At 42.6% G+C, this 21,068-nt stretch carries 21 protein-coding genes; all 21 read left to right on the forward strand.

Annotation, left to right across the window (positions count from 1 at the left end):
* The first annotated feature begins 101 nt into the window (after positions 1-101).
* The 21 genes from gatC to IGI96_RS15775 all read left to right on the forward strand — a co-directional run bounded on the left by gatC (position 102) and on the right by IGI96_RS15775 (position 21,058).
* Positions 102-407, forward strand: coding sequence for an Asp-tRNA(Asn)/Glu-tRNA(Gln) amidotransferase subunit GatC (gatC, locus tag IGI96_RS15675; protein ID WP_005225977.1), 306 nt, complete (start codon positions 102-104; stop codon positions 405-407).
* A complete protein-coding gene (gatA, locus tag IGI96_RS15680; RefSeq protein ID WP_010748184.1) occupies positions 407-1,879 on the forward strand; it encodes an Asp-tRNA(Asn)/Glu-tRNA(Gln) amidotransferase subunit GatA in 1,473 nt (490 codons plus the stop codon). The genes gatC and gatA overlap by 1 nt, the downstream gene beginning before the upstream one ends.
* Positions 1,876-3,306 carry an Asp-tRNA(Asn)/Glu-tRNA(Gln) amidotransferase subunit GatB gene (gene gatB, locus IGI96_RS15685; RefSeq protein ID WP_005225979.1) on the forward strand — a complete coding sequence of 477 codons (1,431 nt, stop codon included), beginning with the start codon at positions 1,876-1,878 and terminating at the stop codon, positions 3,304-3,306. The genes gatA and gatB overlap by 4 nt, the downstream gene beginning before the upstream one ends.
* A 10-nt stretch (positions 3,307-3,316) precedes the next feature.
* Positions 3,317-4,351, forward strand: coding sequence for a diacylglycerol kinase (locus IGI96_RS15690; protein ID WP_010748185.1), 1,035 nt, complete (start codon positions 3,317-3,319; stop codon positions 4,349-4,351).
* 371 nt (positions 4,352-4,722) lie between these two features.
* Entirely contained in the window at positions 4,723-5,022 is a 300-nt protein-coding gene (locus tag IGI96_RS15695; RefSeq protein ID WP_010748186.1) for a YlaN family protein, read from the forward strand.
* A gap of 2 nt (positions 5,023-5,024) precedes the next feature.
* Positions 5,025-6,188 carry an FtsW/RodA/SpoVE family cell cycle protein gene (locus tag IGI96_RS15700; protein WP_005225982.1) on the forward strand — a complete coding sequence of 388 codons (1,164 nt, stop codon included), beginning with the start codon at positions 5,025-5,027 and terminating at the stop codon, positions 6,186-6,188.
* A gap of 22 nt (positions 6,189-6,210) precedes the next feature.
* A complete protein-coding gene (locus tag IGI96_RS15705) occupies positions 6,211-9,639 on the forward strand; it encodes a pyruvate carboxylase (protein WP_115232269.1) in 3,429 nt (1,142 codons plus the stop codon).
* A gap of 15 nt (positions 9,640-9,654) precedes the next feature.
* Positions 9,655-10,785 carry a CAP-associated domain-containing protein gene (locus tag IGI96_RS15710; protein ID WP_438785339.1) on the forward strand — a complete coding sequence of 377 codons (1,131 nt, stop codon included), beginning with the start codon at positions 9,655-9,657 and terminating at the stop codon, positions 10,783-10,785.
* Complete coding sequence (locus IGI96_RS15715) at positions 10,772-11,200, forward strand: YlbF family regulator (protein ID WP_005225985.1); 429 nt, start codon at positions 10,772-10,774, stop codon at positions 11,198-11,200. Before IGI96_RS15710 ends, IGI96_RS15715 begins: the two co-directional genes overlap by 14 nt.
* Complete coding sequence (locus tag IGI96_RS15720) at positions 11,187-11,531, forward strand: YlbG family protein (RefSeq protein ID WP_005225986.1); 345 nt, start codon at positions 11,187-11,189, stop codon at positions 11,529-11,531. The genes IGI96_RS15715 and IGI96_RS15720 overlap by 14 nt, the downstream gene beginning before the upstream one ends.
* A 100-nt stretch (positions 11,532-11,631) precedes the next feature.
* Complete coding sequence (gene rsmD, locus IGI96_RS15725) at positions 11,632-12,186, forward strand: 16S rRNA (guanine(966)-N(2))-methyltransferase RsmD (RefSeq protein WP_005225987.1); 555 nt, start codon at positions 11,632-11,634, stop codon at positions 12,184-12,186.
* 1 nt (position 12,187) lies between these two features.
* Complete coding sequence (coaD, locus tag IGI96_RS15730) at positions 12,188-12,682, forward strand: pantetheine-phosphate adenylyltransferase (RefSeq protein WP_005231326.1); 495 nt, start codon at positions 12,188-12,190, stop codon at positions 12,680-12,682.
* Positions 12,672-13,724, forward strand: coding sequence for a SepM family pheromone-processing serine protease (locus IGI96_RS15735; protein ID WP_142972960.1), 1,053 nt, complete (start codon positions 12,672-12,674; stop codon positions 13,722-13,724). The genes coaD and IGI96_RS15735 overlap by 11 nt, the downstream gene beginning before the upstream one ends.
* A gap of 92 nt (positions 13,725-13,816) precedes the next feature.
* The gene (locus IGI96_RS15740) at positions 13,817-14,230 is read left to right on the forward strand and encodes a DUF1149 family protein (protein ID WP_005225990.1); all 414 of its coding nucleotides are present in this window, start codon (positions 13,817-13,819) and stop codon (positions 14,228-14,230) included.
* A 22-nt stretch (positions 14,231-14,252) separates the two neighbouring features.
* Positions 14,253-14,624 carry a VOC family protein gene (locus IGI96_RS15745; RefSeq protein ID WP_218212968.1) on the forward strand — a complete coding sequence of 124 codons (372 nt, stop codon included), beginning with the start codon at positions 14,253-14,255 and terminating at the stop codon, positions 14,622-14,624.
* A gap of 165 nt (positions 14,625-14,789) precedes the next feature.
* Entirely contained in the window at positions 14,790-15,524 is a 735-nt protein-coding gene (locus IGI96_RS15750; protein ID WP_118215247.1) for a metallophosphoesterase family protein, read from the forward strand.
* Between the two features lie 137 nt (positions 15,525-15,661).
* On the forward strand, positions 15,662-17,848 hold the full coding sequence (locus IGI96_RS15755; RefSeq protein WP_438785340.1) for a Tex family protein: 2,187 nt from the start codon (positions 15,662-15,664) through the stop codon (positions 17,846-17,848).
* A complete protein-coding gene (locus IGI96_RS15760; RefSeq protein ID WP_060792050.1) occupies positions 17,845-18,309 on the forward strand; it encodes a SprT family protein in 465 nt (154 codons plus the stop codon). Before IGI96_RS15755 ends, IGI96_RS15760 begins: the two co-directional genes overlap by 4 nt.
* A 114-nt stretch (positions 18,310-18,423) precedes the next feature.
* A complete protein-coding gene (gene murC / locus IGI96_RS15765; protein WP_005225995.1) occupies positions 18,424-19,758 on the forward strand; it encodes a UDP-N-acetylmuramate--L-alanine ligase in 1,335 nt (444 codons plus the stop codon).
* A gap of 141 nt (positions 19,759-19,899) precedes the next feature.
* Complete coding sequence (locus tag IGI96_RS15770; RefSeq protein ID WP_005225996.1) at positions 19,900-20,373, forward strand: MaoC family dehydratase; 474 nt, start codon at positions 19,900-19,902, stop codon at positions 20,371-20,373.
* The gene (locus IGI96_RS15775) at positions 20,366-21,058 is read left to right on the forward strand and encodes a Bax inhibitor-1/YccA family protein (protein WP_010748195.1); all 693 of its coding nucleotides are present in this window, start codon (positions 20,366-20,368) and stop codon (positions 21,056-21,058) included. Before IGI96_RS15770 ends, IGI96_RS15775 begins: the two co-directional genes overlap by 8 nt.
* The last annotated feature ends 10 nt before the right edge of the window (positions 21,059-21,068 follow it).

The following is a 21,068-nucleotide window of genomic DNA, read 5'->3' on the forward strand; positions in this document are numbered from 1 at the left end:
TGATAATTTTCAAATTCTATTTCATGATTTGTTAAAAAAATGATACAATACATTGGAAAAACGTAAACGTAGATTACGGATACGAGAAAGAGGAGGATTTTATGGCGATCAGCGAAGAACAAGTCAAACATGTTGCCAAACTAGCAAAACTTTCATTCTCAGACGATGAATTACATGAGTTTACCTCTCAGCTAGGGAAAATTATTGATATGGTTGAAACACTTGAAGAAGTGGACACCACAGGAGTACCATTCACATCGAATGTCGCAGAAACGATTAACGTGATGCGTGAAGATGTAACGACCGGCGGCTGGGACCGTGATGAATTAATGAAAAATGTTCCAGAATCCGAAGAAGGCTTTATCAAAGTGCCTGCAATCATTGATAATGGGGAGGCGGGTGCCTAATGACTGAATTATATAAAAAAAGCTTAGAAGAATTACACAGCTTATTAGTGTCAAAGGAAATTACTGCAACAGACTTAACGAGCGAAACCTTTGCTCGCATTAAAGAAACAGAGCCGAAAGTCGATGCGTTTCTAGCGTTGAATGAAGAAAAAGCGCAGGAATTGGCACAAGCCATCGATCAAAAAGGCATCACTGAAAGCAATGTGTTGGCGGGAATTCCAATTGGAATCAAAGACAACATCGTTACCAAAGATTTGCGGACAACAGCTGCTTCAAAAATCTTAGGTAATTTTGATCCAATTTACGATGCGACCGTTATGGACAAAGTTTACCAAGCGGACATGATTCCAGTTGGTAAGTTAAATATGGATGAATTTGCCATGGGCGCAAGTACCGAAACGTCGTTCTTTAAGAAAACGAAAAACGCTTGGGACGAAACAAAAGTACCTGGTGGTTCATCAGGTGGCTCGGCAGCTGCCGTTGCAGCTGGACAAGTCCCCCTATCATTAGGTAGCGATACGGGTGGTTCGATTCGTCAACCAGCAGCTTTCAATGGGATCGTCGGGATGAAGCCAACCTACGGACGGGTTTCTCGTTTTGGTCTGATCGCGTTTGCATCATCTTTAGATCAAATTGGTCCGATGACGCGTGGTGTGAAAGACAATGCCTTTGCATTAAATGCCATCAGTGGGTTTGATGCGAAAGATAGTACGTCAGCAGGCGCTGCTGTTCCTGATTTTACAGCAGGTTTGACGGGTGATATCAAAGGTATGAAAGTCGCTTTGCCAAAAGAATACTTAGGTGAAGGGATCCAAGCAGGCGTTCGAGAAGCAATCTTAAAAGCAGCGGACACTTTCCGTGCGTTAGGAGCGACTGTGGAAGAAGTCAGCTTGCCACACTCAAAATACGGGGTAGCCGTTTACTATATCATCGCTTCTTCTGAAGCAAGTTCTAATTTGCAACGTTTTGACGGTATTCGTTATGGTTTCCGTTCAGAAAATGTCAGCAATCTAGAAGATGTCTATGTCAATTCTCGCAGTGAAGGATTCGGGGAAGAAGTAAAACGCCGGATCATGTTAGGTACGTTTTCACTAAGTGCTGGCTACTACGATGCCTACTTCAAAAAAGCCGGTCAAGTACGGACGTTGATCAAACAAGATTTCGATAAGGTCTTCAGCCAATACGACTTGATCATTGGCCCAGCTTCCCCAACGGTAGCATTTGGTATTGGAGAAAACATCAATGATCCGATCACCATGTACTTGAATGATATTTTAACCATTCCTGTGAACTTAGCAGGACTGCCAGGGATGTCGATCCCAGCAGGTTTTTCTGAAGGACTGCCAGTCGGCTTGCAGATCATTGGGAAACATTTTGATGAAGCAACCATGTATAAAGCGGCGTATGCCTTTGAACAAGCAACTGATTTCCACACGAAAAAACCAGTGATTTTAGGAGGGGATAAGGCATGAACTTCGAAACAGTCATTGGGCTTGAAGTCCACGTAGAATTAAAAACAGAATCAAAGATTTTTTCTCCAGCACCTGCTCACTTTGGCGCTGAACCAAATAGCAACACGAATGTGATCGACTGGGGCTATCCAGGTGTTTTACCAGTAATGAACAAAGCGGCTATCGAATTTGGGATGAAAGCTGCGCTTGCGCTGAATTGTGAAATCTCAAAAGAAACGCATTTCGACCGCAAAAACTATTTCTATCCCGACAATCCAAAAGCGTATCAAATTTCGCAATTCGATCAACCGATCGGTCATGATGGGTGGATCGAGATCGAAGTGGAAGGCAAAAAGAAAAAGATTCGCATCGAGCGAGTTCATTTGGAAGAAGATGCTGGGAAAAACATGCACGGCAAAGGAGGTTATTCTTATGTTGATCTAAATCGTCAAGGAACCCCTTTGATCGAGATCGTTTCCGAAGCGGATATGCGTTCACCAGAAGAAGCATATGCGTATCTAGAAGCGTTGCGTTCAATCATCTTGTTTACAGAAGTATCCGATGTGAAGATGGAAGAAGGTTCCATGCGTTGTGATGCGAATATTTCGTTGCGACCTTACGGCCAAGAACAATTCGGAACAAAAACAGAACTGAAAAACTTAAACTCTATGTCCTTCGTGAAAAAAGGGTTGGCATTTGAAGAAAAACGCCAAGCCAAAGTATTGCTTTCTGGAGGCGAGATCCAACAAGAAACTCGACGTTTTGATGAAGCAACCAGCAAAACCTTATTGATGCGTGTCAAAGAAGGTTCTTCTGATTATCGTTACTTCCCAGAACCAGATATCCCACGGTTTGTGATCGATGATGAATGGATCGAACGTGTACGTCAAAGCTTGCCAGAAATGCCGCAAAAACGTCGTGCCCGTTACATCTCTGAATTGGGCTTACCAGAATATGATGCAATGGTCTTGACTTTATCAAAAGAAATGTCCGATTTCTTTGAAAAAACCATCGATGCTGGTGCTGATCCTAAACAAGCTTCTAACTGGTTGATGGGTGAAGTTTCAGCGTATCTGAACAGCGAGAAATTGGAACTGCCAGAAACGAAATTAACCCCAGACAATTTAGCGGGAATGATTCGTTTGATCGCCGATGGCACGATCAGTTCGAAGATTGCGAAAAAAGTCTTCAAAGAGTTGATCACAAACGGCGGTGACGCTGAAGAAGTCGTAAAAGCCAAAGGATTGATCCAATTATCAGATCCTGCGCAATTACTACCAATGATCAATGAAGTATTAGATAACAACCAACAATCCGTCGATGACTTCAAAAACGGAAAAGACCGCGCAGTCGGTTTCTTAGTTGGTCAAATCATGAAAGCAACCAAAGGACAAGCGAATCCAGGTGTTGTGAACAAGCTGTTGCAAGAAGAACTAGCAAAGCGATAAGAGGCAAGCGATGAAAAGAGCAAGAGTAATCTACAACCCGACATCTGGGAAAGAATTGATTCGAAAAAACTTAGCAGATATTTTAGATGTTTTGGAAACTGGCGGTTATGAGGCGAGTGCATTTGCCACGACCGCTGCGCCATTTTCCGCTCGTGATGAAGCAAGAAGAGCCGGCGAAGCTGGTTTTGATTTGGTGGTAGCTGCCGGTGGGGATGGCACGATCAATGAAGTCGTCAATGGGATCGCTCCTTTAGAAAAGCGACCAAAAATGGCGATCATTCCTGGAGGCACGACCAATGACTACGCACGAGCACTAAAGATTCCCCGTACGGATATCAAAGCAGCTGCGGAAGTGATTTTGAAGCAGCAGACAGTGAAAATGGATGTCGGAAAAACACCCAACACGTATTTTATCAACATTGCTGCTGGTGGGCACTTAACGGAATTGACCTACGATGTTCCTTCTGAACTGAAAAGTGTTTTTGGCTACTTAGCTTATCTAGCAAAAGGAGCGGAATTACTCCCTCGTGTCAAACCAATCAAAATGCATCTAAAGTATGAAGACGGAGAATACATTGGCGGAGCGTCGATGTTCTTTTTAGGGCTGACGAATTCAGTGGGGGGCTTTGAACAGATTGCGCCTGATGCAAAGCTTGACGATGGGAAATTTTCGTTGATCATTGTCAAAACGGCCAATATTTTTGAGATCGTCCACTTAGTTGCTTTAATGATGAATGGTGGAAAACACATCAACGATCGTCGTCTGATTTATACGAAAACATCTTTTCTTGAAGTAGACGCACCAGAACAGGTCAATCGTTTAATGATCAACCTTGATGGCGAATACGGCGGAGATGCTCCTATGCGCTTTGAAAACCTACACAATCATATTGAGTTTTTTGCAAATGTCGATCAAATCCCTGACGATGCGGTCGTTGGTGAGCAAAATTATCAAGAGATGAGCGAAGGTTTTATTAAAGAAGTCGAACGTCTTTCCGATGAGGACATAAATGGGGATGGCAAGATCGGCGACGAAACAAAGTAAACGATTTTTCTTTTCATGCGAGTTGAAAGAACAGGGACTTTTGGACCTGTTCTTTTTTTAAAACGTAATTGTGGAAAAGCAGGCACCGATTTTTTTTCGAATACTTGATAGAATAGCTTTTCTTAAATTTTAGTAAAGGACGTTTTTTATAAAGTGTTTCACGGTCTGCCTTTGTTTCACGAGATCGGGCGCGGATCATATAAATAAAACGAATAAAATTTCCAAAACACGAATGATAATCATCAAAAAGCGAACTTTTCGAATATATGCTCATTAAAGTTCGTTATTTCCGTATTTCTATCCAATCTATGGATGCAAAAGCGAATAAGAATATGCTATAATGGTGAAACGAAGAAATGGGGGGGACCGGAATGGAGCAAATCGATTCTACAAAAGCGCTTGATCTGCTGAGAGATGACGCAGAACGAATCAAAAAGCTGATCCGAAACCAAGAAAATAGTTTATGTATCGCACAATGCAAAGCATTTGAAGAAGTGGTTGATACCCAGATGTATGGTCTATCACGACAAGTGGCATTTGCGATCCGCTTGGGGATCGTTGATAATCAAACAGGACAGCAATTGATGGCGGATCTTGAAAAAGATTTGAACCAATTGTATAGCGAGGTCTACGAGGACCAGCGGACACCTGACATCGGCAAGGAGGCATAAACTTGCCAGAGAAAGTAAAGAAAAGACATTTATTAGATTATAGTATTTTATTACCATATATTGTTATGTGTGTCACGGGCTTGATGATGGTTTATAGTTCCACATCTTACGTTGCGATGACCGCCACACAACCGACCACAGCTGCTTCTTACGTCATCAATCAAACATTATTTTGGTTGGTGAGCCTAATAGCGATCACTGTCATGTATAAAATGAAAACGGATGTTTTTCGGAACAAAAAATTTGTCCAGATCGCCATGATCGTCATCTTGTTCTTATTGATCGCTGCCTTCTTTTTCCCAAGAAGAAATGGGGCACTCGGTTGGTTATCGATTGCTGGCTTTTCCATTCAACCAGCAGAGTATTTAAAGTTTATTGTGATTTGGTTTTTATCGGTGACGCTATCTTATCGTCAAAAAGGTATCCAACAAGAATTTTGGAAAACGGTTTGGCGTCCAATCGGAATCGTTTTTGTCTACACCGGGATCATGGCACTTTATCCCGACTTAGGGAATGCTGTAATCGTTATGTTGCTGGCATTTGTCGTGTTATTGTCTAGCGGATTGAATTACCTGTATACCTTAATATTAGGTGTGGCAGGTATTATCGGTAGTATGTTGATCGTCTTGTTTGTGAATCTAACCGGTGGTAAGCTTTTACCCGACTATGTCTATAGTCGTTTTTCATCTTTTTTGAACCCGTTTGCTGATGAATACAATACAGGTCATCAAATGGTGAATGGGTATTACGCAATGTTCAACGGTGGGCTGTTCGGGCGCGGGCTTGGAAATAGTATCCAAAAACGTGGCTTCTTAAACGAAGCGCACACCGATTATATATTTTCGATCGTTATGGAAGAATTAGGGCTGATTCCATCGATCATCATTTTAGGTGTTTTGTTCTATATGGTGGGACGGATCTTTCTTGTCGGTATCCGTTCAAGAGATCCCTTTAATTCCATGATGTGTATAGGGATAGGGACATTATTTATGTCTCAGATTTTTATCAACTTAGGTGGAATCACTGGTTTGATCCCGTTGACGGGAATTACTTTCCCATTTCTAAGTCAAGGTGGATCAAGCTTGCTGATGCTATCGATTTGTATCGGTTTTGTGTTAAATATCAGTGCCGAAGAAAAGAGGAAACAGGTTTATTTGAATTATTGATCAATTGAATGGAGTGGATTAGATGAAGAAAATTCTTGTTGCCAATCGTGGAGAAATCGCGATCCGTGTCTTCCGCGCATGTGCAGAACTTGGGATCAAAACTGTCGGAATTTATGCTGCGGAGGATGAATACTCCGTCCATCGCTTTAAAGCAGACGAAGCGTATTTAGTAGGGAAAGGCAAACGTCCGATCGATGCGTATTTAGACATTGAAGATATCATTCGCACGGCGAAAAAGGCCGGTGCCGAAGGAATCCATCCTGGATACGGCTTTTTATCAGAAAATCTGGGATTTGCTCAACGCTGTGAAGAAGAAGGTTTGATTTTCATCGGACCATCCACCCATCATTTAGATATTTTTGGCGACAAGATCAAAGCAAAAGCAGCAGCGATCGAGGCAGGGATTCAATCGATTCCTGGCTCTGACGGTCCAGTTGCATCGATCGATGACGTTTTAGCTTTTGCAAACGAACATGATTATCCAATCATGATCAAAGCAGCCCTTGGGGGCGGTGGGCGAGGCATGCGTGTCGCTCATGATGAAAAAGAAGCAAGAGACGGCTACGAACGTGCCAAAAGTGAAGCCAAAGCGGCATTTGGTAGCGATGAAGTCTACGTTGAAAAATACATTAGTAATCCAAAACATATTGAAGTCCAAATTTTAGGAGATACGCACGGAAACGTCGTTCACTTATTTGAACGTGATTGCTCGGTTCAGCGCCGCCACCAAAAAGTAGTCGAGGTGGCACCTTGTGTGTCAATGACTGATGAACAACGGGAAAAAATATGCCAAGCAGCCGTTCAACTAATGAAGCATGTCGGCTATATCAATGCTGGAACCGTGGAATTTTTAGTAGAGGGCGACAAATTCTACTTTATCGAAGTAAACCCACGGGTCCAAGTGGAACATACGATCACTGAAATGATCACCAATTTAGACATCGTGACGACACAAATTTTGATTGCACAAGGCAAAGACTTGCATAAAGAAATCGGAATTCCTGAACAAAAAGACATTCGCTTTGAGGGTGTTGCGATCCAATGTCGCGTGACGACAGAAGATCCAGCGAATAATTTTATGCCAGATACTGGTAAGATCGATACCTACCGCTCTCCAGGTGGGTTTGGGGTTCGTTTAGATGTCGGAAATGCTTATGCCGGTGCAGTGGTAACCCCTTATTTCGACTCGCTACTTGTAAAAGTCTGTACGCATGCTGCTTCGTTCGACCAAGCAATTCAAAAAATGATGCGCTGTCTGAAAGAATTCCGAATACGTGGTGTGAAAACAAACATTCTCTTTATGCGTAATGTTGTTTCTCATCCAGCCTTTCGTTCAGGGGAAGCCAAAACCACCTTTATCGACAATACGCCAGAACTATTCAATTTCCCTCGGATTCGTGACCGTGGAAACAAAACCATGAAGTATATCGGTGAAATCACGATCAATGGATTCCCGGGAATCGAAAAACAAAAGAAACCTTTCTACAATGAACCACGGATGCCACAACACATCCAAGCAACGCCTGATTTTGTCAGCGCCAAAAATATTTTAGATACGAAAGGTGCCGAGGGTGTCGTTGAATGGATCGGTCAACAAAAGAATGTCTTACTGACGGATACAACCTTCCGAGATGCCCATCAAAGTTTGTTGGCAACTCGTGTAAGAACCCATGACTTTAAGAAAATTGCCGCGATGACGGAAGCTGGCCTACCACAATTGTTCTCAAGTGAAATGTGGGGTGGGGCAACCTTTGACGTTGCGTACCGTTTCTTAACAGAAGATCCATGGGAAAGATTGCGGATGTTCAGGAAAAAAATGCCGAATACACTCTTACAAATGTTGTTTAGAGGCTCCAACGCTGTCGGGTATTCCAATTATCCAGACAATGTTTTGGAAGAATTCATCAAAGAATCTGCGGCACAAGGAATCGATGTATTCCGAATCTTTGATAGTTTGAACTGGGTCCCACAAATGGAGAAAAGTATCCAAGCTGTTCGTGATACGGGGAAAATTGCAGAAGCGACGATTTGTTATACAGGGGATATCAATGATCCATCCCGCCAAAAATATTCGGTACAATATTACAAAGATATGGCAAAAGAATTGCAAAATCTTGGTGCCCATATTATTGCGATCAAGGATATGGCTGGATTATTAAAACCGCAAGCGGCTTATCGTTTGATCAGTGAGTTAAAAGATACGATCGATGTACCGATCCATCTGCACACGCATGATACCAGCGGGAATGGGATTATCACTTACTCAGCAGCTACCAAAGCTGGCGTTGATATCGTGGATGTCGCTATGTCAGCTATCAGTGGCGCAACGAGTCAGCCAAGTATGAGTAGTTTGTATTATGCTCTTTTAAACGGCGAGCGTTGCCCAGAGATCAATGTGGATAATATCCAACAATTGAATCACTATTGGGAAGATGTCCGCATGTACTATCATTCCTTTGAAAATGGCTTGAACGCCCCTCAAACGGAAGTGTACAAGCATGAGATGCCAGGAGGACAATATACCAATCTCCAGCAACAAGCCAAAGCCGTTGGTTTAGGCGAAAAATGGGATGAAATCAAAGAAATGTATCATGAAGTCAATATGATGTTTGGAGACATCGTGAAAGTGACACCTTCTTCGAAAGTCGTGGGCGATATGGCGCTCTTCATGGTACAAAATGGCTTGTCAGAAAAAGATATTTTTGAAAAAGGCGATACATTGAGTTTCCCAGAATCAGTGATCACCTTCTTCCAAGGCGAGTTAGGTCAGCCAGTCGGTGGTTTCCCGAAAGAATTGCAACGCATTATCTTAAAAGGACGCCCAGCCTTTACGGAACGTCCAGGAGCCTTTGCCAAACCAGTTGATTTTGCCGTAGTGAAACAAGAACTAGCCGAAAAAATCGGCTATGAACCAAAACACGAAGAAGTCTTGAGCTACTTGATGTATCCGCAAGTCTTCCTTGATTATCGAAAAGCGTATGAGCAGTTTGCCGATGTAAAAGTCCTTGATACACCAACCTTCTTTAATGGTATGCGCTTAGGCGAAACGATCAATGTCGAATTAGAAAAAGGCAAAATCTTGATCATTCGTCTCGATGAAATCGGTGAACCAGATATCGAAGGCAATCGGACCCTCTTCTTTAACTTAAACGGTCAACGACGAGAAATCGTTGTGAAAGATAGTTCGATCATCAGTTCTGTTCAAACAAAACGCAAAGCAGAGCCAACGAACAAAGAACAAATCGGTGCCTCCATGAGTGGTTCAGTTTTAGAAGTATTAGTCAAAAAAGGTGATCGAGTGGCACGTGGACAGACGTTGATGGTCACTGAAGCGATGAAGATGGAAACTTCCGTCGAAGCTCGCTTCTCTGGTGTAGTTGAGCATGTTTACGTAACCGATGGGGAACCAATCCAGTCAGGAGACCTTCTGATTGAAGTCAAAGAAAAATAAGGAGTCGATCAGCAGATGAAGCGAAGGGGATTATTATTTTGCGGCTTATTTGTCCTAGCCCTGATAATCGTGTATTTGCAGCCAGTATTCATGCAAAACGCTTCAGATTCAAGAATGACGATCGAGAACCCAATCAAAGCACCAACGACCATGAATTATGAACCAATCGCAGCCCAAGGATTAGCTGAATTGATTGGGGAGCCTGTTTCTGATTTTGAAGAAATCTACGGGCTTCCAGTTCAAACGTATCGCTCGGGCTACGAGTTTGAAATTCGGGTCTACAATCAATTAGACGATCAGCAATATGTTGAGATCAATACTGATGGTGAGAGTGTGCAGGCAATCAAAGTGATCGGCGCCGGGGGATCTTCCCTAGCGCCCTTTGCAATGGGCATGACCTTGACTGACTTGACTGAGCTGACCATGATTTATCCAAATTTTACCTTGACACAAAATGATCGCACCATCAGTTTTGAATTGATGGAAGAAGATATGAACTACCGACCCTTAGTAGCGTTTGATAATGGGACATTTGCTGTTTTATTCTTTGATCAAGAGACGGCTCAACTGCAGGCGATCACTTATTTGGATCAGACGACCCTGCTTAAGTTAGCGCCCTATCCCTTGACAGAAGGAGAACGACCGCTGTTTCAAGTTTCGCAAACGATTGACCAAGCACAAGCTGATCTTGAAAAAGAGACGTTAGCCTTTGTCATTATTGATAAGCTTCGTAATCAAATCGGTTTGGAAAGCTTTGTACAAGATACCCAGACGCATCAAGATGCGGTCGGACTTTTAGCGGATTTGACGAATAATCTATCGGATCATTTGACCTCTCAACGCATCCATTCCTATCAACGTGCTCTTTCTTCGGAAAAAACGAGTAATTTTGTTTTGACGAACGATGAGTGGCAGGAGTTATTAGCAGCGAAGGAGTTAGAGGCTTCTGCTTCGATTTTTGAAGCGCCTGTCTATGATCCAACCTTTACTATTTTATCTTGGTTCAGTAACCTAAGATTTACTGAACGTTTGACCCATGAACAATCAGAAAAGATAGGAATTGCTTTTTCTGAAGCAAATATGGTAGTCTTAGTGCAAGAAGATGTAGAAGGGACCGAGGATAGTACATCAGATGATTTACGATGAAGCCTTTTTCGAGATTGAAGATCAAATCGATTCACTTGTGACGGCAATCAAAGCGAGTGAAACGTGTAGAAACTATCAAATAGCGAAACAAACCATGCATCAAGATCCTGTTGCTCAGGAATTGATGCGAACGTTTTTAGAAAAAAAGCTGGATTTTGAAAGAATTGAAGCGTACGGCGCATATGCCCCTGATTTCAAAGAGAAAAAGCGTGCGATGCGCACAGCTAAGCGACAGCTGGATCTCAATGAGCAAGTGAGCGAGTACCGCTGGAGTGAAACGCAGCTGCAGCGTTTGCTGGATGAACTGACCGTAGCGATTTCTACGTGTTTTTCACCAACTGTCAAAGTGGATGCTGGAAGTCCTTTTTTTCAATCAAAATCAAGTTGTGGAGGAAATTGTCATGCACGAGGATAAAACGCCTTTTACGATGCAGAAGCGTCGAGGATTGATCGTATGGGTCTACAGCCTACGTCAACTAAAAAATTTGCGTCGTTTTGGCTTCGTTCATTATGTGTCACGCAAAATGAAATACGTGGTCATGTATTTGAACGAAGAAGAATACGAAAGCAAAAAAACAAAAATCGAGCAGTTTCACTTTGTTCGACAAGTTGAAGCTTCCTATCGACCAGATGTCGAAATGGATTTTGCTGAAAAAATTGGTACATCAGCAGCCTATCCAGTGAAAGATGAAGGGTTTGATATCGAAGAAAAAAATACGATGATTCGATTGGCAGAAAACGTGTAATAGAAAAGTGGGGGTGCCTTGAGTCACCGCCATTTTTTTATTGCTATTTATAGAAACAGTGCTATATTTGTATTTACGAAGATCTTGGAGGGAAAAACGCATGCGTGTAGTAGCCGGAGAATATGGTGGCCGCAGATTAAAAAGTCTTGCTGGAGATAACACTCGCCCCACGACAGACAAAGTAAAAGGGGCGATCTTTAACATGTTAGGGCAATATTTAGATGGAGGAGTTGTACTGGATCTGTTTAGTGGGAGCGGGGGCTTAGCGATCGAAGCGGTCTCTCGTGGTGCGGAGCATGCCGTTTGTGTTGACCGTAGTTTTCCAGCTATTAAAGTGATCCGTGAAAATATTGCAATAACCAAAGAACCAGAAAAGTTCACGGTACTAAAAATGGATGCCAATCAAGCCTTACGCCAGTTTGCAGCTGAGGGACAAAGTTTTGACTATCTATTTTTAGATCCACCTTACGCAAAGCAAGAGATCCTGCAACAGCTAGAAGCTATGCTGAAGGATGAATTGATTCGTCCGTTTGCTTATGTGGTTTGCGAAACAGATAAGTCCATCGTCTTGCCAGAAAAGATTGGTTCTTTGCATTTGATGCGCGCCCAAACCTATGGCATATCTGCGGTGACGATCTATAGAAATGAGGGATAACATGAAAAAGATTGCTTTATTTCCAGGAAGTTTTGATCCGCTGACGTCAGGTCATGTGGATCTGATTGAGCGAGGCGCAACGCTTTTTGATGAACTGATCGTGGGTGTTTTTACAAATACCAATAAAAAAAGTTTTTTTACAAGTGAAGAAAAAGTTCATCTAATTGAAGAAGCCCTCGCTCATATTCCAAACGTCAAGATTCTGGCGCAAGAAACGGAGCTGACGGTCACGATCGCGAAAAAACTAGGCGCCCAGTTTCTGCTTAGAGGTATTCGCAGTGTGAAAGATTATGAGTATGAGCGGGACATCATGGAAATGAATCATCACTTAGAACCTTCCCTGGAGACCGTCTTTCTTTTAGCAGATGCAAAGCATAGTTTCATCAGCTCCAGTTTGTTGAAAGAAATCTTAACCTTTAACGGCGATGTGGCGGAATATTTACCACAAAATATCTACGATGCTATAGTAAAGAAGCGTGATACCAATGAATCTTAAATCAACGATCAAATATGTTCTCTTGTTTGTTTTAGCACTGATCATCGCAGCCTGTGCCTTTTTGCCGATTCCTTATTATATCGAGCAACCTGGTGCAACGATCGATTTAAAAGAATTGATTACCGTCAATCAAAAAGAAGACACCTCAGCCGGCTCCTTTTCTTTAACCAGTGTCGGGATTCGACAGGCTACCGTGTTTACGGCGATTGGAACGAAATTCAATGAATTTCAAGACTTGATCAGTGAGGAAGAACTTTTAGGCGGTGCGACAGATGAGGAGTACAATCGCATCCAGCGCTATTATATGGAATCCTCGCAAAATAGTGCGATTGAGCAAGCATTAAAGCTGGCAGACTTGCCTTATGAAATGACCTATAAAGGGGTCTATGTCATGGGGATTGATCCAAATTCCAGCTTTGCGGGGAAAATATCCGTTGGAGATACCGTCACCGCTGTCAATGGCAAAGAGTTTAAAAGTAGCCAAGACTTTATCGACTATGTACAAAGTCAAACCATTGGTGATGAGATCACCGTGACTTACTTGCAAGATGGCGAAGAAAAAGAAGCAACAGGCAAATTAATTGAACTGGAAAGCAATCAAAAAGCTGGGATCGGTATCTCACTCGTCGATCATACAGAGATCACTTCTGATGAAGAGATCGTGATCGATTCTGGCAATATCGGTGGGCCTTCAGCTGGGTTGATGTTCACCCTTGAAATCTATGAACAGCTAACTGGAGATAACTTGCGTAAAGGCCATAATATTGCTGGAACCGGAACGATCTCAGCTGATGGGACGGTTGGTCGAATCGGTGGGATTGACAAAAAAGTAGCGAGTGCCAGCGAAAGTGGTGCAGAAATCTTTTTTGCTCCGGACGATGAAATCACTGACGAAGAGCGTGAAATAGATCCTTCCATTAAAACGAATTACGAAGAGGCAGTGGCAGCAGCGAAGAAGTTAGACACAGACATGAAAATCGTTCCGATCGCCGATGTCCAAGATGCATTGGACTACCTAGCAACACTAAAAGAAGCAAATTAAAACGGCTCTTGCCGTTTTTTTTATTGTCTAAAGAATACAGTAGGCTCAAAGAAAAGGTTATGCTATACTTTTAGATAAGGAGTGTGAATCTAGTGGAATTAAAAAGACAACAACCGATCGTTGAAGCATATCATTTCGATATGAAACCGAAAGACAAAGAAATGGAAACAAAATTGAATGTCGGCTTTGCGCCGTTAAAAGTCAAAGATGAAGAATATATGGAAAAAAACAGTATTATTGGGGCCCGCTTAGAGTTCCAATTGGTGTTCCCTGATTACGTTTTGTCAGGACGTGTCGGACAAGTCAATCATATTTTGAATCGTAAAGTCAATTCTGGAGAGGATTTGACGAAAGCCGAAACTGATCGCTTGGTTGAGCCCTTGTTTGATATCGTCAAACGCTTGACTTATGAAGTGACAGAGATCGTGACCGACAAACCAGGTTTACAATTGAACTTTAATACCAATTCGAACGCTGCGCAAGAAGCGAAGGAAGCAGACGAATAACGAGAAATAGGAGGGATGCCCATTGTTTTCCAATCAAATGCAAGTGATGCTATACGTCGACGATGTGACGAAAGCAGTTGAGTTTTGGCAAGAACTAGGGTTTGTGATCATTGAGCAACAAACCGTTGATGGAACATCCGTCGTTGAAATCGCGCCATCAAAAGAGGCGGAGACACATTTTGTCTTATATGACCGTGAGTTTATCGAAACACATTCACCTGAAGTCGCTTTGAATTCCCCATCGATCATGTTTTTTGCAGAAGATATTACGACACTTTATCAAAAGCTTTTAGAGATGGAAGCAGAAGTGGGTGAATTGATTCAGATGGAGGAACAACTGGTTTTCAATTTTGCCGATCCGGATGGCAATTATTTTGCTGTTTCAGGAAAATAGCTTTTGTCGATCGTAACCAATCATTCGTCCTTTTGAACCCGACTTTATGTTGTCGTACTGTTCAGGACAAATGGTTGGTTTTTTCGTTTTATTGCAAGACATTTTACAGGCAAAGGTCTAAAATTGATAACAAGAGAATCAATTGCCTTTAAGGAGGAAATGACTATGCAAAACTATCTATATGCAATCAGTGATATTCATGGAATGGCCGATCTGTTTAAAAAACTTCTTACCGATTATGACCCTAAGCTCCATCAGCTGCTTTTGATTGGAGACTTAAATGATCGGGGGCCGAAGTCAAAAGAGTGTTTTTTTCTGGGAAAAAAGTTAGTCGAAGAATACCAAGCGATTTATTTACGCGGCAATCACGAGGAGTATTTTCTGCAATTTCTAAATGCTCCTGAGGATTGGTTTGCCGCTTACGTACGCAATGGCGGCAAAGAAACGATTGAAAGTCTTTTGCATACAGGCGCTACTGAGGAGTATTCGCCGACGGAGATCGCCTTAATGATCCGCAGTAGCTATCGAGACTTAATAGAGTTTTTGATGGAGCGACCGCTTTATTACGAATGGGGAAAGTATCTCTTTGTTCATGCGGGCGTGGATTTAAGTAAAAAAGATTGGCGTAAGACCGCCGACCATGATTTTATCTGGATTCGCGAGCCGTTTCATAAAGGAAAAAACTGTACAGGAAAAACGATCGTTTTTGGCCATACCATCACGCCCATGCTGCATGGCGATATGCAGACGACGGATCTATGGCAACAAGACGACAAAATCGGCATCGACGGCGGGGCAGTATTTGGTGGATCGGTGCATGGCGTGATTTTTGATGACAAAGGGATCGTTCAGGACATCGAATACCAAAATTTAGCAGGTCCTTGGCAACCAGACTTTTAAAAGTCTTTTTGAGAAAAGACAAAAGCAGCCATAACAAGAGTCGCGAAAGCAACATTGTTTTCGTGCAATCTTGTTCGCTCAATGGCTGTCTTTTTTATGTTAAAATAGCAAAAGCAACAAAGGAAAGGTGAGAACAAATGGCAGAAATGAATCAAGAGGTACTTGATTTAGTGAAACAAGAATTAACCGCTTTTACCCAAAAACAAATCAGTACGGTGTTGCAGTTATTGCAAGAAGGAAATACCGTCCCCTTTATTGCCCGCTACCGTAAAGAAATGACGAATGGACTTGACGAAGTTCAGATTCGAGAAATTGAAGAGCGATACCAGTACTTAGAAAACTTAGAGAAACGCAAGCAAGAGGTTTTGCGTTTGATAGAAGAACAAGAAAAGCTAACGCCTGAACTATCACAGGCGATTTTAGCTGCGACAAAAATGCAGGCCGTCGAAGACCTGTATCGTCCTTATAAACAAAAACGACGCACCAAAGCGACGATCGCCAAAGAGAACGGCTTGGAACCATTTGCTCAGTGGCTGTTAAGCTTCCCAAAAGCAGGTGACGTTCAAGAAAAAGCGGCCGAATTTATCAGTGATGCTGTTCCTACTGTAGAAGATGCCTTAGCAGGCGCGCACGAGATCATTGCAGAAGGCGTTGGTGATACTGCAGAGTTTCGTAGTTGGATCCGCAGCTATTACGCAAACAAAGGACTGTATCAAAGCACGGTCAAAAATGCTGAAAAAGATGAAAAAGGCGTTTATGAAATGTATTACGATTTCCAGCATCCTATCAATAAGATGGTATCCCACCGAATTTTAGCCACTAATCGTGGGGAACAAGAAGACATCTTGAAGGTCGCCCTTGTGGCAGATGAAGAAAAAATCATGGATTACCTACGTCGCAAATTGATCACGAATAGGGATTCACCCGCAGCCGGTTTTGTTGAAGCTGCAGCTGCTGATGCGCTGAAACGGTTTATTTCACCAGCCATCGAACGAGAGATCCGCAATGAATTGACAGAAAAAGCTGACGAACAAGCAATTGCGATTTTTGGAGAAAATCTTCGCAATCTGTTGCTGCAGCCGCCATTGAAGGGCAAAGTCGTTTTAGGTTTTGATCCAGCGTATCGTACAGGCTGTAAACTAGCCGTCATTGATGAGACTGGAAAAGTACTAGCGATCGAAGTGATCTATCCTCATAAACCAGCGCCTATGAATAAGCGAGAAGCTGCTGGACCAGCGTTTCGTCGCTTATTACAAACCTATAAAGTCGAGATGGTCGCAATCGGTAATGGGACTGCGAGTCGGGAATCAGAGCAATTCGTCGCTGAACAATTAAAATTGATCGATCAAGAAGTATATTATGTGATCGTGAATGAGGCAGGCGCTTCTGTTTATTCTGCCAGTCCGATCGCTCGTCAAGAATTCCCTGATCTGCAAGTGGAAGAACGCAGCGCCATCAGTATTGGTCGCCGTCTGCAAGATCCCTTGGCAGAATTAGTCAAAATTGATCCACAATCCGTGGGCGTCGGACAATACCAGCATGACGTTTCGCAAAAACGCCTCGCTGAACAATTGGATTTTGTTGTTGAGACTGTTGTCAACCAAGTTGGCGTTGACGTCAATACCGCAAGTGCGGCACTCTTGCAGCATGTAGCTGGTTTAAATAAAACCACTGCTCAAAATATCGTGACTTATCGAGAAGAAAATGGTGTATTTACGCAGCGGAATCAACTGAAAAAAGTCCCTCGCTTAGGACCAAAAGCTTATGAACAGGCGATCGGCTTTATGCGGATACCTGGCGGAAAAGTCATTTTGGACAATACCGGTATCCATCCAGAAAGCTATGACACTGCCAAAGAAATTTTGGCGATCGCGGGTATTTCTTTAGCAGAGCTAGGGAAAGAGCAAATGGAAGAAAATAAAGCGAAACTTGCCCAACTACGCCCAGCGGAGCTTTCCGCAAAATTGTCAGTCGGCAAAGAAACCATCACGGATATCCTAAAGGCGTTAATGCAGCCTGGACGCGATATGCGTGATGAAATGCCAGCGCCATTATTGCGTAAAGATGTGTTTAGTATGGAGGATCTAAAACCGGGAATGGAACTGAAGGGAACGGTTCGAAATGTGATCGACTTTGGTGCTTTCGTTGATATCGGTGTCAAACAAGATGGACTGGTGCATTTATCGAAGCTGAGCCGTTCGTTTGTAAAGCATCCGAAAGACGTTGTTTCCGTCGGTGATGTCGTAACCGTTTGGATCGAGCAAGTTGATGTCAAAAAAGGCCGTATCAGTTTAACCATGGTCGATCCGGGAAATGCAAAATGACCCAACAAGAATTGCAGCATTTGGTGGAAGAGCTGTCGCTGTCTGTTTTCAACAAACCATTCACGCATCGAGCGGTGTTTAATTCTCGCTTAAAAACAACCGGTGGCCGCTACCATCTAAGTGATCACCACTTGGATTTCAATCCAGCGATGCTCACAGAACACGGGATGGAGGTTTTTATCGGCATTATCAAGCATGAATTGTGTCACTATCATTTGCACTTAGCAGGTCTTGGTCACCGTCACCAAGATCCTGCTTTTAAAGCATTGCTGGCAAGAACGGGAGGCTTGCGTTATGCACCTCCTGCCAAAAGGTCAGCGAAACATCGCTATCGATGCCAAAATTGCGGCTGCGAGATTCGGCGGCAGCGACGGGTGGATATCAAAAAATATGTTTGTGGAAAATGTCGTGGACGTTTGCTAGAAATAGGAAATGATGAGAAAAGTCAAGTCGAAAAATAAAACTCGTTGCTATTTTTTTCATTTTGTATGATAATGTAGGTCGTGTGACAACCTGATATTTGTCAATACACGCGTTTTTTTACGACGCGGATTTGAGAAAAGAGGATTATAATAATGGAAAATCAAAACAAAATACATCATTTTGTTGGAATCAAAGGTTCCGGTATGAGTTCATTGGCTTTGATTCTGCACGAAAAAGGCTACCAAGTACAAGGCTCTGATGTGGAAGAATATTTCTTCACTCAACGTGATCTAGAAAAAGCAGCGATCAAATTGTTGCCTTTCGATAAAGCAAACATTCAACCAGAAATGGTCATTATCCAAGGGAATGCTTTCCCTGACACCCACGAAGAAATCGTACGGGCAAAAGAACTTGGTTTAGAAGTTACTCGTTATCATGACTTTATTGGCCAATTCATTCAGCCCTATACGAGTATTGCGGTGACCGGTTCTCACGGGAAAACCAGTACGACAGGATTGCTTTCTCATGTCTTAAGCGGCATCCGTCCAACAAGTTTCTTGATTGGCGATGGGACTGGTCATGGGGAACCTGATGCGGAATTCTTTTCATTTGAAGCCTGTGAATACCGTCGTCATTTCTTAGCGTATTCACCGGATTATGCAATCATGACCAACATCGATTTTGATCACCCAGACTACTTCCACTCGATCGAGGATGTCTTCTCAGCCTTTCAATCGATGGCAAGTCAAGTGAAAAAAGGCATCTTTGCTTTTGGTGATGATGAATACTTGCGTAAACTTGAAGCCGATGTCCCAATCTACTACTACGGCGTCAACGATAACGACGATGTCCAAGCAAAAAATATTGAACGCACCACCCAAGGTTCAGAGTTCGACGTCTTTATCCATGGTGAAAATATTGGCCATTTTGTCTTGCCAGCGTTTGGTCAGCACAACATCAACAACGCATTAAGTGTGATCGCTGTGGCTTACAAAGAAGGATTGGATATGAAAGAAGTTGCTGCTGAGATGATTTCATTTCCTGGAGTGAAACGCCGCTTTAGCGAAAAAATCGTGGCGGATATGACGATCGTGGACGACTACGCCCACCATCCTGCAGAAATCAAAGCAACGATCGATGGCGCTCGTCAAAAATATCCAGAGAAAGAAATTATTGCTGTCTTCCAGCCACATACTTTTACCCGCACGATCGCTTTGATGGATGAATTTGCGGAAGCATTGGATCTTGCAGACCATGTCTATCTATGTGACATTTTTGGATCTGCTCGTGAATCACGAGGAGATGTTAAAATTGAAGATCTAGGCAAGAAAATTCAAAAAGGCGGAACTGTGATCAAAGAAGAGAACGTATCTCCGCTGTTGGATCATCAAAATGCTGTCGTGATTTTCATGGGAGCAGGCGATGTGCAAAAATTTGAAACAGCCTATGAAAAACTATTAAGCAATACAACTCGTAACGTATTGTAATCAAAGACTCTTGTGGCGTGTTTGCTGCAAGAGTTTTTTACATCTGAAGTTTTTGCAAAAGCAGCACCGCGAACTTGCACTTTTGTCGGCATCTGATAGAATATACTCAGATGAAACTATTCTTTTTGGAGGAATTAAATTTTGAATATAGGGAAACCGCGAAAAATAGGAAAAAGTATTGAAGATATCGAGGAAGGCGATTCGTTATCCTTAACAGAATCGATCGAAGACAATCAACTGCTGTTATATTTAGGGCTGACTAATGATGCCAATCCTTTGTATATACAACATGACTACACACAAAAAACTGAGTACCAGCGTCCCATCGTACCATCCATTATGTTGATGGGGATCATTACCAGTGCCGTATCGAAACATTTGCCTGGTCCTGGCTCTCATGTAGTCAATTTTTCGGTAAACTTTATTGAACCTGTATATCATTATGAAACGTTGACCTTTGAATTCGAAGTGATCAAAGTGGATAAAATGAAAGACGTGGTAACTATTTCAGTTGAAGCGATCAACACAGAAGATCATCGTATTTTAGATGCTGTGGTCATGGTCCAGCCGCCAAAAGCAGTAGCAGAAAATGAGGAGGAACAACAAGATGAATAATTTAAATAATGAAACCGTCCAAGCCCAAGGCTTAAATCGCTTTTATTCAAAAGTGTATTTATTCTTCGGCGTTGGGCTTGCGATCAGTGCGATCTCAGCCTATATATTTGGGGAAGTCTTTCAAGCGCAAACCCTGCAATTTATTGACAACTTTCCGCTAGGATTTACTGGTCTTTGGATCTTACAGATCATTCTAGTTATTGTATTAGGGGTGAAGGCGCAGAAAAATCCGTCCTTGACCGTTGCTGGCTTTTTAGTCTATTCGCTCTTGAATGGATTGACCTTGTCTGTGACACTGATGATCTATGACTTTGGATCGATCGTGGGAGCATTTGTTTCAGCAGCTGTCACTTTTGGTGTCATGTCAGCATTTGGGATCATGACCAAACGGGATCTAAGTGTGGTTGGTCGTATCGGCTATGGTCTGTTGATCGGGATCATCATCTCGACGCTCTTGAATGTATTTATTTTACGCAGTCAACCGGTTGACTTTTTCTTATCGATCGTGACCGTCTTTGTCTTTATGGGGATCACCGCTTATGACAATCAGCAAATCCGCAATGTATACTTCGCAACGAATGGTGGCGCAAATACAGGAGTGGCCGTTTTCATGGCATTACAACTGTATTTGGACTTTATCAACTTATTCCTTGCGTTATTGCGAATCTTTGGAAAAAACAACTAAAAAAAGTGCG

This window comes from Enterococcus sp. DIV0421 (assembly GCF_051713745.1).
GTDB classification, from domain to species: domain Bacteria; phylum Bacillota; class Bacilli; order Lactobacillales; family Enterococcaceae; genus Enterococcus_D; species Enterococcus_D casseliflavus.